Source organism: Sabulicella glaciei (genome assembly GCF_026183895.1).
Lineage (GTDB): Bacteria > Pseudomonadota > Alphaproteobacteria > Acetobacterales > Acetobacteraceae > Roseococcus > Roseococcus glaciei.
The window spans coordinates 179,598-193,331 of record NZ_JAPFQI010000003.1 but is presented as its reverse complement, the minus strand read 5'-3'; the positions used below and the strand labels follow the sequence as shown (position 1 = coordinate 193,331).

General features: G+C 71.9%; 14 protein-coding genes. 7 read left to right on the top strand and 7 right to left on the bottom strand.

Features of this window, described 5'->3' with window-relative positions; translation table 11 throughout:
* Positions 1 to 7: 7 nt before the first annotated feature.
* From OF850_RS07705 to OF850_RS07690, 5 genes are all read right to left on the bottom strand, one after another.
* Complete coding sequence (locus OF850_RS07705) at positions 8 to 274, bottom strand: response regulator (RefSeq protein ID WP_456313868.1); 267 nt, start codon at positions 272 to 274, stop codon at positions 8 to 10.
* Complete coding sequence (locus OF850_RS07700) at positions 271 to 738, bottom strand: chemotaxis protein CheW (RefSeq protein WP_301589403.1); 468 nt, start codon at positions 736 to 738, stop codon at positions 271 to 273. Before OF850_RS07700 ends, OF850_RS07705 begins: the two co-directional genes overlap by 4 nt.
* Before the next feature lie 15 nt (positions 739 to 753).
* Entirely contained in the window at positions 754 to 2,763 is a 2,010-nt protein-coding gene (locus tag OF850_RS07695; RefSeq protein WP_456313866.1) for a hybrid sensor histidine kinase/response regulator, read from the bottom strand.
* Positions 2,742 to 3,245 carry an Hpt domain-containing protein gene (locus OF850_RS23890; protein ID WP_456313864.1) on the bottom strand — a complete coding sequence of 168 codons (504 nt, stop codon included), beginning with the start codon at positions 3,243 to 3,245 and terminating at the stop codon, positions 2,742 to 2,744. Before OF850_RS23890 ends, OF850_RS07695 begins: the two co-directional genes overlap by 22 nt.
* Before the next feature lie 76 nt (positions 3,246 to 3,321).
* Positions 3,322 to 3,927, bottom strand: a complete 606-nt coding sequence (locus OF850_RS07690) for a histidine phosphotransferase family protein (RefSeq protein WP_301589402.1) — start codon at positions 3,925 to 3,927, stop codon at positions 3,322 to 3,324.
* Between the two features lie 144 nt (positions 3,928 to 4,071).
* On the opposite strand from OF850_RS07690, the gene OF850_RS07685 reads away from it, so the two are divergent.
* Together OF850_RS07685 and OF850_RS07680 are read left to right on the top strand one after the other, a co-directional pair.
* Positions 4,072 to 4,236: a DUF3553 domain-containing protein gene (locus tag OF850_RS07685; RefSeq protein ID WP_207539305.1), complete on the top strand. Its 165-nt coding sequence runs from the start codon at positions 4,072 to 4,074 to the stop codon at positions 4,234 to 4,236.
* Complete coding sequence (locus OF850_RS07680; RefSeq protein WP_301589401.1) at positions 4,233 to 4,976, top strand: sulfite exporter TauE/SafE family protein; 744 nt, start codon at positions 4,233 to 4,235, stop codon at positions 4,974 to 4,976. The genes OF850_RS07685 and OF850_RS07680 overlap by 4 nt, the downstream gene beginning before the upstream one ends.
* Before the next feature lie 4 nt (positions 4,977 to 4,980).
* Here OF850_RS07680 and OF850_RS07675 read toward each other — a convergent pair whose 3' ends face one another.
* On the bottom strand, positions 4,981 to 5,661 hold the full coding sequence (locus tag OF850_RS07675) for a hypothetical protein (protein WP_301589400.1): 681 nt from the start codon (positions 5,659 to 5,661) through the stop codon (positions 4,981 to 4,983).
* A 42-nt stretch (positions 5,662 to 5,703) separates the two neighbouring features.
* Positions 5,704 to 6,879, bottom strand: coding sequence for an adenosyl-hopene transferase HpnH (gene hpnH / locus OF850_RS07670; protein WP_301589399.1), 1,176 nt, complete (start codon positions 6,877 to 6,879; stop codon positions 5,704 to 5,706).
* Positions 6,880 to 7,059: 180 nt separating this feature from the next.
* Between hpnH and OF850_RS07665 the strand changes: the two genes are divergently transcribed.
* From OF850_RS07665 to OF850_RS07645, 5 genes are all read left to right on the top strand, one after another.
* Positions 7,060 to 7,434 carry a copper resistance CopC family protein gene (locus OF850_RS07665; protein ID WP_301589397.1) on the top strand — a complete coding sequence of 125 codons (375 nt, stop codon included), beginning with the start codon at positions 7,060 to 7,062 and terminating at the stop codon, positions 7,432 to 7,434.
* A gap of 5 nt (positions 7,435 to 7,439) precedes the next feature.
* Positions 7,440 to 9,143 (top strand): CopD family protein, encoded by a 1,704-nt coding sequence (locus tag OF850_RS07660; protein ID WP_301589396.1) that lies wholly within the window; start codon positions 7,440 to 7,442, stop codon positions 9,141 to 9,143.
* Positions 9,133 to 11,685, top strand: coding sequence for an MMPL family transporter (locus OF850_RS07655; RefSeq protein ID WP_301589395.1), 2,553 nt, complete (start codon positions 9,133 to 9,135; stop codon positions 11,683 to 11,685). Before OF850_RS07660 ends, OF850_RS07655 begins: the two co-directional genes overlap by 11 nt.
* 42 nt (positions 11,686 to 11,727) lie before the next feature.
* Positions 11,728 to 12,681, top strand: a complete 954-nt coding sequence (locus OF850_RS07650; RefSeq protein ID WP_301589394.1) for a tripartite tricarboxylate transporter substrate binding protein — start codon at positions 11,728 to 11,730, stop codon at positions 12,679 to 12,681.
* Between the two features lie 70 nt (positions 12,682 to 12,751).
* Positions 12,752 to 13,717 carry a Bug family tripartite tricarboxylate transporter substrate binding protein gene (locus OF850_RS07645; RefSeq protein WP_301589393.1) on the top strand — a complete coding sequence of 322 codons (966 nt, stop codon included), beginning with the start codon at positions 12,752 to 12,754 and terminating at the stop codon, positions 13,715 to 13,717.
* Positions 13,718 to 13,734 lie beyond the last annotated feature (17 nt).

Genomic DNA, 13,734 nt, shown 5'->3' with positions numbered 1-13,734 from the left:
GGATGCGCTACTGCGCCGCTTCCGTCGTGCACATCACCACGGCCGGGCGGCCGGGGCCGTGCGCGGCGCGCAGGGCGCGAAGGAAGCCGATTCCGTCGAGCACCGGCATGTTGCGGTCCAGCAGGACGAGATCGGGCAGGAAATCGCGGCAGGCTTGCAGCGCCGCCTCGCCGTGCTCCGCTTCGCGCACCGCGAAGCCGTGCCGCTCCAGCATGCGCCGCGCCAGCTTGCGGACCACGGCGCTGTCATCCACCACCAGCACGGTGCCGCTCATGCGGCGATCGCCAGCAGGCGCTCCACGTCCAGCAGCACCAGCAGGTCGTCGCCCAGCCGGTGCACGCCCAGCGAGACCTGCCGCCAGGCTTCCTCCAGCGTCGGCGGGTTGGGCGCGCGCTCCGCCGCATCGAGGGACAGCACCTCGCCCACCCCATCGGCGAGGAGGGAGTAAAGCTCGCCGCCGACGTCAACCACCACGCTCATCGCCGGGGTGGCCGCGTCGCGCGGCGGCAGGCCGAGACGCGGGCGCAGGTCGATGGCGGTGACGATGCGGCCGCGCAGGTTCAGGCTGCCCGCCACCTCGGGCGGGGCCAGGGGAATGCGGGTGATGGATTGCAGCCCCAGCACATCCCGGACGGACAGGACGGGCACGCCGCAGAGCTGGCCGTGCACCGTCAGGGTCAGCACCATCTGGGCCGCCTCATCCGCCAGGGCAGGAGAGGTGGTTCCGGCTTCGTGCATGGCTTTCTCCTCCGCTCAGGCCGCGACGTCGATCTGGAGGCACTGCCGCAGGCTTTGGATCAGCGCGTCCTTGTCGAATTTCGCCACGTAGTCGCTGAACCCGGCCTCGCGCCCGCGCTCCACATCCTCACGCGTCGATTGCCCGGACAGGGCGATCATCGGCAGTGCGGCCCAGGCCCCGCCCTCGCGCACCGCGCGAGCCAGACCATGTCCGTCCAGCCCCGGCATGTTGATGTCGGAGACGATGATGTCGAAGCGTTCCCCAGCGTCGCGCAGCCGCAGCGCCTCGCGCCCGTCGGCAACGGTCAGCACCTCGAACCCCGCGGCGGTCACGGCTGGCACGGCCAGGGAGCGGAAGAAGGCGCTGTCCTCCACCAGGAGGACGCGCGGCCGCCGTTCGCGGTCGGGCCGATCGAACCAGTCGGGCTGGGCCTGACGCAGCCAGAAACCGGTGTCGAGGATGTCGGTGACCCTGCCCGCCAGCACGACGCTGCCGAGGAAGCCCGGGCGCTCGCCGGCCGGGTCGATGGCGAGGGGTTCCTCCATCACGTCCAGGATCTCGTCCACCATAAGGCCCATGGCGCGCTCCTCGTCGCCGAAGACCAGCACGGGCTGGCGCTGGCCCGCCTCGCGCGGCGCGATGCCCGGCACGGAAAGCAGCGGCATGAGCCGCCCGCGATACTGGGTGACGAGACCGTCGCCCGCCTGCTCGATTCGCTCCACCGGCAGGTCCTCCAGGCGTGCGACGAGGCCGAGCGGCACGGCGCGCGGCGCGCCCGGCCCGGCGCGGAACAGCAGCATCGCGGTGCGCGCGCCGGTGCGCGCGCCGGCGCCGGGGGCCGCCCCGGCGGCCGCCGCCTCTACCGCCCCTTCGGCACCCAGCCCGCTGGCACGGGCGATGCCGCCGGGGTCCAGGATCATGATGACGGAACCGTCGCCCAGGATGGTGTTGCCGGAGAACATGGTGATGTGCCGCAGGATGGGCGCCACGGGCTTCACCACGATCTCCTCCGTGTCGAAGACGCGGTCCACCACGATGCCGAAAAGCTGCGGGCCGACCTGCGTCACGACGACGAAGCCCGTTGCGCCGTCATCCGGTGCGCCCTCCTCCAGCCGCAGCAGGCGCTTCAGCGACACCAGCGGCAGCAACCGGTCGCTCAGGCGCAGGATGGCGGCGTCCTTGATGCGCTCCACGCGCGGACCCGTGCCGTCGCCGACGCGCACCAGCTCCAGAACGCCCGCCTGCGGGATGGCGAAGCGCTCGCCGCCCGATTCGACGATCAGCGCGGCGGCGATGGCGAGGGTGAGCGGAATCTTGATGGTGAAGGTGGTTCCCTTTCCCTCCCGCGAGCGGAGGTCCACCAGCCCGCCGATGCGCTCGATGTTGGTCTTCACCACGTCCATGCCGACGCCGCGTCCGGAGACGGAAGTGACCTCGGCGGCGGTGGAGAAGCCGGCGCGGAAGATGAAGCGGTGGATGTCCCGCTCGCCCATCGCCGCCAGCTCCGCCTCGGTGGCCAGGCCCTGGGCGATCACCTTCTGGCGAATGCGTTCCGTGTTCAGGCCGCGCCCGTCATCGCCGATCTCCAGCACGATGTGCCCGCCCTCGTGATAGGCATTGAGCAGGATGCGTCCCGTCTCGCCCTTGCCGGCGGCGCGGCGCTGCTCCGGCGATTCCAGGCCGTGATCGGCGCTGTTGCGGACCATGTGGGTCAGCGGGTCCTTGATGAGTTCCAGCACCTGGCGGTCCAGCTCCGTCTCGGCCCCGCGCATGTCCAGCTCGATCCGTTTGCCCAGCTCGTTGGACAGGTCGCGCGCCAGGCGGGGCAGCTTGCTCCAGGCATTGCCGATGGGCTGCATGCGCGTCTTCATCACCCCGTCCTGCAGGTCGGAGGTGATCTGGGACAGGCGCTGCAGGGGAACGGTGAAGGACGAATTCTCCTCGGCGCGGGCCAGCTGGAGCAGCTGGTTGCGCGTCAGCACCAGCTCGCTCACCAGCACCATCAGGTCTTCCAGCACGTCCACCGCGACGCGGATGGATTGCGGCGCGCCGGGGGCGCCGGTTCCTTCCGCGAGCGCTGCCTCGGCGATTGGTGCTTCGGGGGCAGGCGCGGCGTTGGCTGCAGCGCCTCCCCGGCGGCGGTCGCTTCCAGCGCGGCCTGGAGGGCAGAATCGTCGCCTTCCGGCTCGCTGCCCGTCGCTTCCAGCCCCTCGACGATGGTGCGGATGCGGTCCACCGCCGAAAGGATGGCGGTGATGCCGGCGCTGGACACCGCCAGAGTGCCGTCGCGCCACAGACCCAGCACGTTCTCCGCCGCATGGGCCACCCGCTCCAGCCGCGACAGGCCGAGGAAGCCGCAGGTGCCCTTGACCGTGTGGACGATGCGGAACACCTCGCTCAGCGTCTGGCGGTCCCCGGGGCTCCGCTCCAACTGGAGCAGCGCGCCGTCCAGGCTTTGCAGCCCCTCGCGGGTTTCGGTGAGGAAATCCACCAGCAGGTCGTCCATGGGGGCCTTTCTTTCGCGGGGGCGGCGAGCGCCTCCGCTCCACCATGCCGGCGGCCGGTTGAAGAAATGGTGAAGCTCAGCCCGGCGCGGAGACCACCAGGGCCGGGATCCCCGAGCCGCCGGGCAGCGCGAAGTTCAGCGGGCGTCCCGCGGCACGGGCCAGGAGGAACACCCAGGGCGACAGGATGCGGCGCGGCCCTTCCTCCAGCGCTGCGCCCACATCGCCGCCCGCGGCGAGGCGCAGCGCGGCCTCCGGCCAGGCAGCGCCACGCCCGGCGGGAAGCAGGGTGAATCCGTCCGCTTCTGTTGCCGTCACCGAAACCTCGCCGCCGCGGGGCAGGGCCTCGGCGCCCAGCAGCGCGGCGCCGGCGAGCAGCCGCGCGGTGCGCGCATTCAGCGCCACCGGGATGCCGCCGAAGCCGAAGCGGACGCGATGCGCGGCCGGGGAGCCGCGCAGCAGCGCCGGCAACTCCTGCCAGGAGGTTTCCTCCATCGCGCCGAACAGGAGGCAGAACAGATGCAGGCGGCGGCGCATCACCTCCGCCGTTTCGCACAGCAGCGCCTGCGCCGCCGCGTCGGCGGATTGCGGCATCAGCGCCGTGAGGGTGGAGAGCGGCGAGACGAGGTCGTGGCACAGCCGCGCCGCGACGGTCTCGCTCAGGCGCTTGTCGAGGGAATCCATGCAGTTTCTCCCCTGGCCGGGACCGGGTTCCAGGGGAACCGCAGACGGGCCATAGTCGGTCGCGCCCGCCGAGCCGGGCCGTTCCCCCTGCCTTAACCGGCAAACCTTGCCGCATCCTTTGCCTGAAGGAATTCCGGAGACTTCATGGATTTCGAGCCTGGGCAGCGCGTGCGCCACAAGGAGCGGCCGGAGTGGGGGATCGGCCAGGTGCAGTCGGCGGTCGGGCCGCGCGTCACGGTGAATTTCGAGAATGCCGGCAAGATCCTCATCAACACCGATCACGCCCCGCTGGAACTGGTGGAGGAATGAGCACGGCCTTCGACACGCTGCTGGACTGGCGCATGGCGGCGGCCGTGCTGGCCACGGCCATCGCCGGTCTGATGCGCGGCTATTCGGGCTTCGGCACGGCGGTGCTGCTGGCGCCGATCTATTCCTCGCTCTGGGGCGCGCGCGCGGGCGTGCCGGTGATGCTGCTGCTGGAGCTGTTCGTTTCGCTCCAGCTCCTGCCGCGCGCCTGGGGCGACGCCGACCGGCGCGTGATCCTGCCCATCGGCGGCGCCGCCTTCGTCGCCACGCCGCTCGGCGCCGTGATCCTGCTGACGGCGGACCCGGAGGGGCTGCGCCGCTTCATCGGCGGCTTCGTGCTGGTCTTCGGCTTTCTGCTGATGTCGGGCTGGCGTTACCACGGCTCCCGCCCCCTGCCGCTCAACATCGCGGTGGGGACGGCGGCGGGGTTGCTGAAGGGCGCGACGGGGATGAGTGGCCCGCCCGTGATCCTCTACCTGCTGGCCGGGACCGAGGCGGCCATCCGGCACCGGGCCAACCTGATCGTGTTCTTCGCTATGATCGCCATCATCTCGGTGGTGGGGCCGCTCTGGGGCGGGCTGATGGACATGGCAGTACTGCTGAAGCTGGCGGTGGTTCTACCGGTGCTGATGATCTGCGTGCCGCTGGGGGCGCGGCTGTTCCACGTCATCCCGGTGCGCTTCTACAAGCCCTTCGCCATGGGGGCGCTAATGGCCGCGGGTTCCATCGCCCTGTTCTCCTGACGGGTCAGTCCACGAGGAGGAGCAACGCGCCATAGGCCGCGGCGCCCAGGACGAAGGCGACGAAGTTGCCCTTCCGCTCCTCCGGCACTTCCTCCTTGAGGACGTCCAGCACCAGCCCGCCGGCCAGGACGGCGAAGACTGCGTCCAGCGCGCCGCGCGGGAGGTCCAGGGCGGCGCCGCTGGCCCATCCCGCCAGCACCGCGAGTGCGAGCGCCCATCGCCCGCCCCCGTTCCACGCCTCGCGCCGTTCCAGCCGCAAGGCGAAGTCGGAGGCGAGGAGGTGCAGCGCCATGGCGCCGGCGAAGAGCAGGAGGGTGCCCGTATCCTCCTCGCCGCGCCGGGCGAGGAGGTGGCCGATCAGCGCGTTGTAGAGGGCGAGCCCCGAGAGATGCAGGATGAAGGCCCCGCGCGGCGCATCCGACTCGTGCCGCCGCACGAAGCTTTCCAGCCCATAGGCGGCGGCGAGGCCGACCAGGGCGAAAAGGTAGAACCAGCGCTCCCCCTCCAGCCCGTGCCGCGCATGCGCGGCCGAAAGTTCGGGCAGCAGGTGGAGGAACACATAGGCCACGGCCGCCCCGCCCGCCGCCGACAGCCAGCCGGAACGCTGCATCCCGAGCGCGGCGCGCAGGTGCCCCGGCAGGAAATGCACGGAGGCGATGAAGAGGGCGAGAAGAAAACTGGTCATGCCGGGACGGAAGCCGTCCCGGCACCGCGGGTTGCCTCCCCGCTACTCGGCGGCGGTCTGCGGGGCGGTGGCGCCGTGCTTGGCGCCGCGCACCGGCTTTTCGTGCGACATCTCGCTCATCGCCTTCTGAACGTGGGTGGAGAAGACGTATTCCGCCGGACGCTGCTTGGTCAGGTCGATCTCGGGCGCCATCTCGCCGGTCGTACGGGGGCCGCGAAGCTGCGCGGCGACCGCCTTCCAGGGGCGGGTGATGGCATCCAGCGCCGCCGTCGCCTCGAAGCCGGAATGGACCATGCAGTCGGCGCATTTCTCGTAGTTGCCAACGCCGTACTTGTCCCAGTCCGTGGTTTCCATCAGCTCGGCGTAGGTCTTCGCGTAGCCCTCGCCCAGCAGGTAGCAGGGGCGCTGCCAGCCGAAGATGTTGCGCGTCGGGTTGCCCCAGGGCGTGCAGTTGTAGGACTGGTTGCCGGCCAGGAAGTCGAGGAACAGGGGCGAGTTGCCCATGCGCCACTTGGGCTTGCCCGCCCCGTCATCGTGCCGGAACACGTCGCGGAACAGCTCCTTGGTCGCCTTGCGGTTCAGGAAGTGCTGCTGGTCCGGCGCGCGCTCATAGGCGTAGCCCGGGCTGACCATGATGTTGTCCACGCCCATGGCGGTGACGTCGTCGAAGAAGCGCGCCGTGCGCTCCGCGTCGGCATTGTTGAACAGGGTGCAGTTGATGGCGGTGCGGAAGCCCTTGTCCTTGGCCAGCTTCAGCGCGGCCACGGCGCGGTCGTACACGCCTTCCTGGCTCACGGCCCAGTCGTGCTGCTTGCGGTCGCCATCCAGGTGGATGTCCCAGATGAAGCGCGGATGCGGCTTGTACTGCTCGATCCGCTTCTCCAGCAGCAGGGCGTTGGTGCAGAGGATGACGATCCGCCCCTGCTTCAGCAGCCCCTCGACGACCTGCGGCATCTCCTTGTGCAGCAGCGGCTCGCCGCCCGCGATCGCCACCACGGGCGCGCCGCACTCCTCGGCCGCGCCCAGGCATTCCTCGACGGAAAGCCGCTTGTTCAGGATCGGGTCGGGATAGTCGATCTTGCCGCATCCCGCGCAGGCAAGGTTGCACCGGAACAGGGGTTCCAGCATCAGCACCAGCGGGAAGCGCTTGCGACCAGCCATGCGCTGGCGGACGACATAGGCCGCCACCTTGGCTTGCTGCGCGAGAGGAATACCCATTCCGTTGCGTGTCCGTCCTGTTGGCCGCGCCCGGTGTCGCGGTTTGGGGGGCATGCCCTAGCACGGCGCGGGCCCCGGCGCACCATCGGGGTTCCACGCGGGTCGCATGGCCGGGGCCCCCGGTGGGCATGGGAGGGGCCGGGTGGACGCGGCGGCGGGGCCGCGCCTAGTTTCCGCGCCATGACCCTCCGCCGCTTCGCCCTCCTGCTGCCAGCCGCCGCGCTGCTGCCGCGCCCGGCCCGCGCCCATGCCCTCGTCATCGGCTCCGAGCCCGCGTCCGGCGCCCGGCTGGCGGAAGCGCCGCGCGAGGTGGTGGTGCGCTTCAATTCCCGCATCGACGCTGCGCGCTCGCAGCTTCTCCTCGCGCCCAGGCGGGAGGCCGCCGGCGGAACGGCGGATGAGCGGCGCCTGGACCTCGTTTCCGGCGGTCCGGACACGGAGCTTCGCGCGACCTTGCCACCCCTGGCACCCGGCCCCTGGCGGCTGCGCTGGCAGGTGCTGGCGCTGGACGGCCACATCACCCGCGGCGACATCCCCTTCACGGTCGGCGGCTGAGGCCGATGGAACTGTTCCTCGACCTCTACGGCTTCCTGTCCGTGGTGCTGAAGGCGGGGGCGCTCGCCTCGCGTTCCGCGCTGGTCGGGGGCGTGCTCACCTTGTTGCTGGTGACGGCGCCTTTGGCGCGGCTCCTGCCCGCGCATCAGGCGGAACTGGCGGGGCGCATGACCCTCCGGGTCGTGCGCGTCGCGGGATGGGCGACGCTGGGCTTCACCGGCCTGTCCCTGGCGCTCGGGCTCCTGGCGCTGTCGGGGGCGATGGACCTGCCGCTCTTCTCCGCCATGGGGGCGCAGTTCGTCCTCTCCGGCTTCGCGGTCATGCTCTTCGCCGTGTTGCTCATGCTGCTCGTGCCGCGCGGCGATTTCGGCGGCGGGCGGGGCTGGGCGCTGATAGCGATCTCCCTGCTGCTGCTGGCGGCCGCCGTCGGCGGGTCTCACGCCACGGCCCGGCCCGAGGGGCGGGGCTACCTCCTCCTTTCCACCTATCTGCACCAGCTGGGGGCGGCGCTCTGGCTCGGTGGGCTGCCCGTGCTGCTGCTGGCGCTGCGCGCCGACTGGCCGGCCGCGGTGGCGCAGGCGATCGGGCGGCGCTATTCGCGCCAGGCCGCGGCGGGGGTGGGGCTGATCCTGCTGGGGCTGCTGGGCTACTGGCGCGGCTACATCGTCGCGCCGGACGCGCTGTATGGGACGGCCTATGGCGCCATGGCGGCGACCAAGGGCTTCCTCACCCTGTTCCTGCTGGCGCTCGGCCTCGCCAACTGGATCCTGCTGCACCGGCTGAGCCGGGCCGGCGCGCCCGAAGCCTGGCTGCCGCGCCTGCGCCGCTTCGTCGAGTGCGAGGTGATCGCGGGCATCGCCGTGTTCGGCATCGCCGCCTCTCTCACCTCCGTGCCGCCCTCGGTGGACCTGCCGGATGACCGCGCGACCTGGGCCGAGGTGGCGGAGCGCTTCACCCCCACCTGGCCGCGGCTGCAAAGCCCGGACCGCCAGGATCTCGCCATCCCCGAGCTGCAGTCGCGGCTGGATGCGGAGTGGCAGGAGCGGCAGGAAGCCGCCCGCCCGCAGGCCTTCATCCCCGGCGAGGGCTTCCTGCCGCCGCGCAACGCCTTCGACATGGCCTGGAGCGAATACAACCACCACATGGCCGGGTTCGTGGTACTGCTGGTCGGCATCGCGGCGCTGCTGGACCGCAGCGGGCGATTCCCATGGGCGCGGCACTGGCCGCTGCTCTACCTGCTCCTCGCCCTGTTCCTGCTGATCCGTTCCGACCCCGAATCCTGGCCGATGGGCGACATCCCGCTGCTGGAATCGCTGCGCGACCCGGAAGTCCTGCAGCACAAGCTGCTGTCCCTGCTGGTGGTCGCCTTTGCCGTGTCCGAGTGGACGGTGCGGCTGCGCGGGCGCAGCGGCGCGGCCTCCTATGTCTTTCCCCTGGCCATGGTGGTGGGCGGGTTCCTCCTGCTCACCCACAGCCACGCCATCGGCAATATCAAGGAGGCGTTGCTGGTCGAGCTGTCACACCTGCCGCTTGGCGCGCTGGCCGTGATCGCGGGCTGCGCGCGCTGGGTGGAGCTGCGCGGCGGCGCGGTGGCCGCGCGGGCCGACGGAAGCGTGGAACCGGCGCGCGAGGCGCTGTGGGCGGGCTGGATCTGGCCGGCCTGCATGATCGGCATTTCCATGCTGCTGATCTTCTATCGTGAAAGCTGATCCCGCCGCGGCTCTGGGCCGCGTGGTGGTGGCGCTGGTTGGCCGGTCGGTCCGCTTTCCCTGGACCACGGTGCTGCTGTCGCTGCTGGTCAGCGTGGCGGCGCTCTGGCTGCTCGTCACGCGCTTCGCGCTCGATTCCGACGTCACGCGGCTTTTTCCGCAGGACCTGCCCTGGCGCCTCGCCGAGCGGCAGATGGAGGAAGCCTTCCCGCAGCGCCAGGACCTGATCCTGGTGGTGCTGGACCGCGCCACCCCGTCGGAGGCCGACCGCGACGCGGAGGCCCTGGCCGAGGCGCTGCGTGCGCGGCCGCAACTGTTCCGCACCGTGCGCCGCCCCGATTCCGGCCCGTTCTGGCGCCAGCACGGCCTTCTCTTTCTTTCGACGGAGGAGGTGCGCGGCGTCACCGAAAGGCTGGTGGAGGCGCAGCCCTGGCTGGGCACCGTCGCCGCCGACCCCGGCCTGCGCGGCTTCGCCGGCCTGCTGCGCCTGATGGGCGAGGGGATGGAGCGCGGCGAGGCACTGCCCGAGCGGGTCCGACCGGTGCTGGAAGCGACCGAGCAGGCCGCGCGAGCCGCGCTGGAGGGGCGCGTCGCCCCGCCCGACTGGCAGGGGCTGATGACCGGCCGCGCCCCCGCGCCGCTGGAGCTCCGCCGCCTGATCCTGGTGCAGCCGGCGCTCGATTACGGCCAGCTTTCCTCCGGCGCCGACGCGACGGCGGTGATCCGCGGCGAGGCGGCGCGGCTCGGCATCGGCCCGATCCGCCTCACCGGGCCCGTGCCCATGGCGGATGAGGAGTTCGCCACGGTGGCGGACGGCGCCGTGGAGAGCACGGTCGTGTCCTTCGTGCTGGTCGGCATCCTGCTCTGGATGGCGCTTCGCTCCTTCCGGCTGATCTGGCCGCTGCTGACGCTGGTGGTGCTGGGCCTCGTCTGGACGGGCGGGTTCGGCATCCTGGCGGTGGGGCGCTTCAACCCGATCTCCATCGCCTTCGCCGTGCTGTTCATCGGCATCGGCGTGGATTTCGGCATCCAGTACGCCGTGCAGTACCGGGCGGAGCGCGCGAAGGCGGGCGGCACGCTGGAGGCGCTGGGCGCGGCGGCGCGCATGGCGGGGCCGGGCATGACGCTCGCGGCGCTGGCCGTCGCCGGCTCCTTCCTCGCCTTCATGCCCACCGACTACAAGGGAGTCGCGGAGCTGGGGCTGATCGCTGGGGTCGGGATGCTGATCGGCTGGTGGCTCGCCATGACGCTGCTGCCCGCCCTCATGCTGCTCGCCCGGCCGCGCGCCGAGGCGCGGGAGGTGGGCTACCCCGCACTGCGCCCGGTGGACGAGTTCCTGTCCCGCCATGCCCGCGGCGTGGCGGTGCTGGCCGGCCTGGTGGCGCTGGGCTGCGCCGTCGCCCTGTCGGAGCTGCGCTTCGACACCAACCCGATCAACCTGCGCGACCCCGGCGCGGAATCGGTGGCGACCTGGCGCGACCTGGCGCGCGACAAGGACACCAACCCCAACACGCTGGACGTGCTGGCCGCGGGGCCGGAGGCGGCCTCCGCCCTCGCCACGCGGCTCGACGCCCTGCCGGAGGTGGCGCGCACCACGACGCTGACGGATTTCGTGCCGGAGGACCAGGAGGCGAAGCTCGCCCTCCTCGAGGATGCGGCGATGCTGCTCGGCCCCAGCCTGGTGCCCGGGACGGAGGCCCCGCCGACCGACGCGCAATCCGCCGCCGCGCTGGGCCGGGCCGGCGCGGCGCTGGGCGGTGGAACGGGCGAGGCGCTGCGGGCCCTCGCCGCCGGGACCGAGGCGCAGCGCGCCGCCTTCGCCCAGGCCATCCTGCCCGGCCTCGCCGACATGCTGGGCAAGGTGCGCGACATGCTGGCCGCCGGCCCGGTGACGCTGGATTCCCTTCCCGAGGACCTGCGCGCCGACTGGCTCACCGCCGATGGCCGCGCCCGCGTCGAGGTCGCTCCCGCGCCCCTGCCGGGCGACGAGACGGAGCAGCTTCGCCGCTTCGCCCGCGCCGTGCAGGCCGTGGCGCCGGGCGCGGTCGGCCTCGCCACCTCCGCGCTCGGCTCCTCCGCCACCATCGAATGGGCCTTCGTGCAGAGCGGCCTCCTCGCGGTCGCGCTGGTGATGGCGCTGCTCTGGCTCACCTTGCGTTCCGTGCGTCTGTCCTTGCTCGCCGTGGCGCCGCTGGCGCTGGCGGGGCTGCTGACGCTGGCGCATTGCGCGCTGCTGGGGCCGGACCTCAACCTCGCCAACATCATCGCGCTGCCGCTGCTCTTTGGGCAGGGCGTGGCCTATGACATCTACTTCGTCGCGGCCTGGAAGCAGGGGCGGCGGGACCTCCTCGCCTCGCCGCTCAACCGGGCGGTGATCTACTCGGCCATCACCAACGCCGCCGCCTTCGGCGCGCTGGCGCTGTCGCCGCACCCGGGTACGGCCTCCATGGGCGTCGTCCTGTCCATGAGCCTCGTCTACTCGCTGCTCTGCGTCATGCTGGTGCTGCCGCCGCTGTTGAAACTCTTCGCCTCCCGCGCCTGAGCGTGGCAGGCTCCCTCCCAAAGATAGGGAGGCCAAACGCCAATGTTCCGACGCAGCATCCTCGCCGCGGCGCCCGCCCTGCTGGCGGCGCCCGCTCTCGCGCAGGGCTGGAGCCCCGACCGTCCCATCACAATGATCGTCGCCTTCGCCCCCGGCGGCGGCACCGACGTCGCGGCGCGCACCGTGGCGCGCTTCATGGAGAGGGATCTGGGCCAGTCCATCCTGGTGCTGAACCGCGCCGGCGCGGGAGGCGAGGTGGGCTGGTCGGAGCTGGCGCGGGCACGGCCGGACGGGCTGACCATCGGCTTCATCAACACCCCCAACCTCGTCACCATCCCCATCGAGCGGCAGGCGCGCTACCGGCTGGAGGATTTCGCGCCGATCGCCAACGTGGTGGACGACCCGGGCGGGTTCTGGGTGCTGCCGGACAGCCCGTGGCGTACCCTGGCCGACCTCGCTGCCGCCGCGCGCGCCGCGCCGGGGACGATCGGCTATGGCACCACGGGCGTTGGCTCGGACGACCACCTGGCGACGCTGGCCTTCGAGCGGCTTTCGGGCGTGAAGCTGCTGCACGTGCCGTTCAACGGCTCCTCCCAGGTGCGCAACGCCATCCTGGGCAAGACCATCCAGTTGGCGGCGATGAACATGGGCGAGGGTGTGGGCGATTTCCGCAACGGCCTGCTGCGCCCGCTCGGCCAGATGGCCGAGACGCGTTGGAGCAACACCTCGGACGTGCCGACCTTCCGCGAGCAGGGCTTCGACGTGGTGGACGGCTCGCTGCGCGGCCTCGCCGCGCCGGCCGGGACGCCGCCCGCCGTGCTGGAGCGGCTGGCGAACGCGGTGCGCAAGGCGATGGACGACCCGGATTTCAAGCATGCGGCGACGCAGCAGCAATTGCCTCTGCGCTTCCTCGACCCCGACCAGCATCGCACGGTGCTGATGGCGATGCGCGAAAGCTACACGCGCATGTGGCAGCAGCATCCCTGGCGAGACTGAGGGGCGGCGCCGATCCGAGGTCGCGCGCGGGCGCGGCCTCGGCTAAAGCCTGCGCAACGGAGGATTCGCCATGAAGCGCCGCACCCTGCTTGCCGCCGCCCCAGCCATGCTCGCCGCCCCGGCCCTCGCGCAGGAGGCCTGGCCCAGCCGCCCGGTCACGCTGATGGTTCCCTGGGCGCCCGGCGGCTCCAACGACATCGTCGCGCGGCTGCTCGCGCCGCAATTCGAGCAGCGCGCCGGCCAGCCCTTCGTGGTGGAGAACCGGCCCGGCGGCGGCGGCTCCATCGGCATGGGCATCGCCATGCGGGCGCGGCCGGATGGACATGCGCTCTTCGTTTCCTCCGCCTCCAACCACGTCTTCCACCCGATCATCTCGGGCGAGCTGGGCTACGACGTGCGCGAGGCCTTCGAGGCGATGGCGATGTGGGTGGACGTGCCCAACGTGATCGCCGTCCATCCCTCGCTGCCCGTGCGCAACGTGCCGGAGCTGCTGGAGCACATCCGGCGCACCCGGGGCGGGCTGTCCTTCGGCTCCTCCGGCGTCGGCTCCTCCAACCATCTCGCGGGTGAATTGCTGCGGCTGCGGACGGGGCTCGACCTGACGCATGTGCCGTATCGCGGCGGCGGGCCGGTGCTGTCCGACCTGATCGCGGGAACCATCCCGATGGCCTTCATGAACCTGCCCACCGTGATCCCGCCGGCCGAGGGCGGCCGCGTGCGCATCATCGCCGTCTGCACGGCGGAGCGGGTGGGGCTGCGTCCCGACCTGCCCACGGTCAGCGAGGGCGGCGTGCCGGACTACGCCGTGCGGTCCTGGACTGGGCTCTTCGCCCCCAAGGGCACGCCCGCCGCCATCGTGCGCCGCGCGGGCGAGATGTCGCGCGAGGCGCTGGAAGCCCCGGCGGTGCAGACGCGCCTGCGCGAGATCGGCAGCGAGACGATCTGGATGGACCCCGCCGCGACCGACCGCTTCGTGCGAGACGAATACGCGCGCTGGACGCCCATCGTCCGCGCCGCCGGCATCAAGATCGAGTAGCGCCGCGCCCCTGTCGC

Excerpts from the sequence above, each read along its gene's own strand:
- OF850_RS07700 (WP_301589403.1), bottom strand. The coding sequence starts at position 738 with ATGCACGAAGCCGGAACCACCTCTCCTGCCCTGGCGGATGAGGCGGCC.
- OF850_RS07645 (WP_301589393.1), top strand. The coding sequence starts at position 12,752 with ATGAAGCGCCGCACCCTGCTTGCCGCCGCCCCAGCCATGCTCGCCGCC.
- OF850_RS07650 (WP_301589394.1), top strand. The coding sequence starts at position 11,728 with ATGTTCCGACGCAGCATCCTCGCCGCGGCGCCCGCCCTGCTGGCGGCG.
- hpnH (WP_301589399.1), bottom strand. The coding sequence starts at position 6,879 with ATGGGTATTCCTCTCGCGCAGCAAGCCAAGGTGGCGGCCTATGTCGTC.
- OF850_RS07675 (WP_301589400.1), bottom strand. The coding sequence starts at position 5,661 with ATGACCAGTTTTCTTCTCGCCCTCTTCATCGCCTCCGTGCATTTCCTG.
- OF850_RS07665 (WP_301589397.1), top strand. The coding sequence starts at position 7,060 with ATGACCCTCCGCCGCTTCGCCCTCCTGCTGCCAGCCGCCGCGCTGCTG.
- OF850_RS23890 (WP_456313864.1), bottom strand. The coding sequence starts at position 3,245 with ATGGACGACCTGCTGGTGGATTTCCTCACCGAAACCCGCGAGGGGCTG.
- OF850_RS07680 (WP_301589401.1), top strand. The coding sequence starts at position 4,233 with ATGAGCACGGCCTTCGACACGCTGCTGGACTGGCGCATGGCGGCGGCC.
- OF850_RS07705 (WP_456313868.1), bottom strand. The coding sequence starts at position 274 with ATGAGCGGCACCGTGCTGGTGGTGGATGACAGCGCCGTGGTCCGCAAG.
- OF850_RS07685 (WP_207539305.1), top strand. The coding sequence starts at position 4,072 with ATGGATTTCGAGCCTGGGCAGCGCGTGCGCCACAAGGAGCGGCCGGAG.
- OF850_RS07660 (WP_301589396.1), top strand. The coding sequence starts at position 7,440 with ATGGAACTGTTCCTCGACCTCTACGGCTTCCTGTCCGTGGTGCTGAAG.
- OF850_RS07690 (WP_301589402.1), bottom strand. The coding sequence starts at position 3,927 with ATGGATTCCCTCGACAAGCGCCTGAGCGAGACCGTCGCGGCGCGGCTG.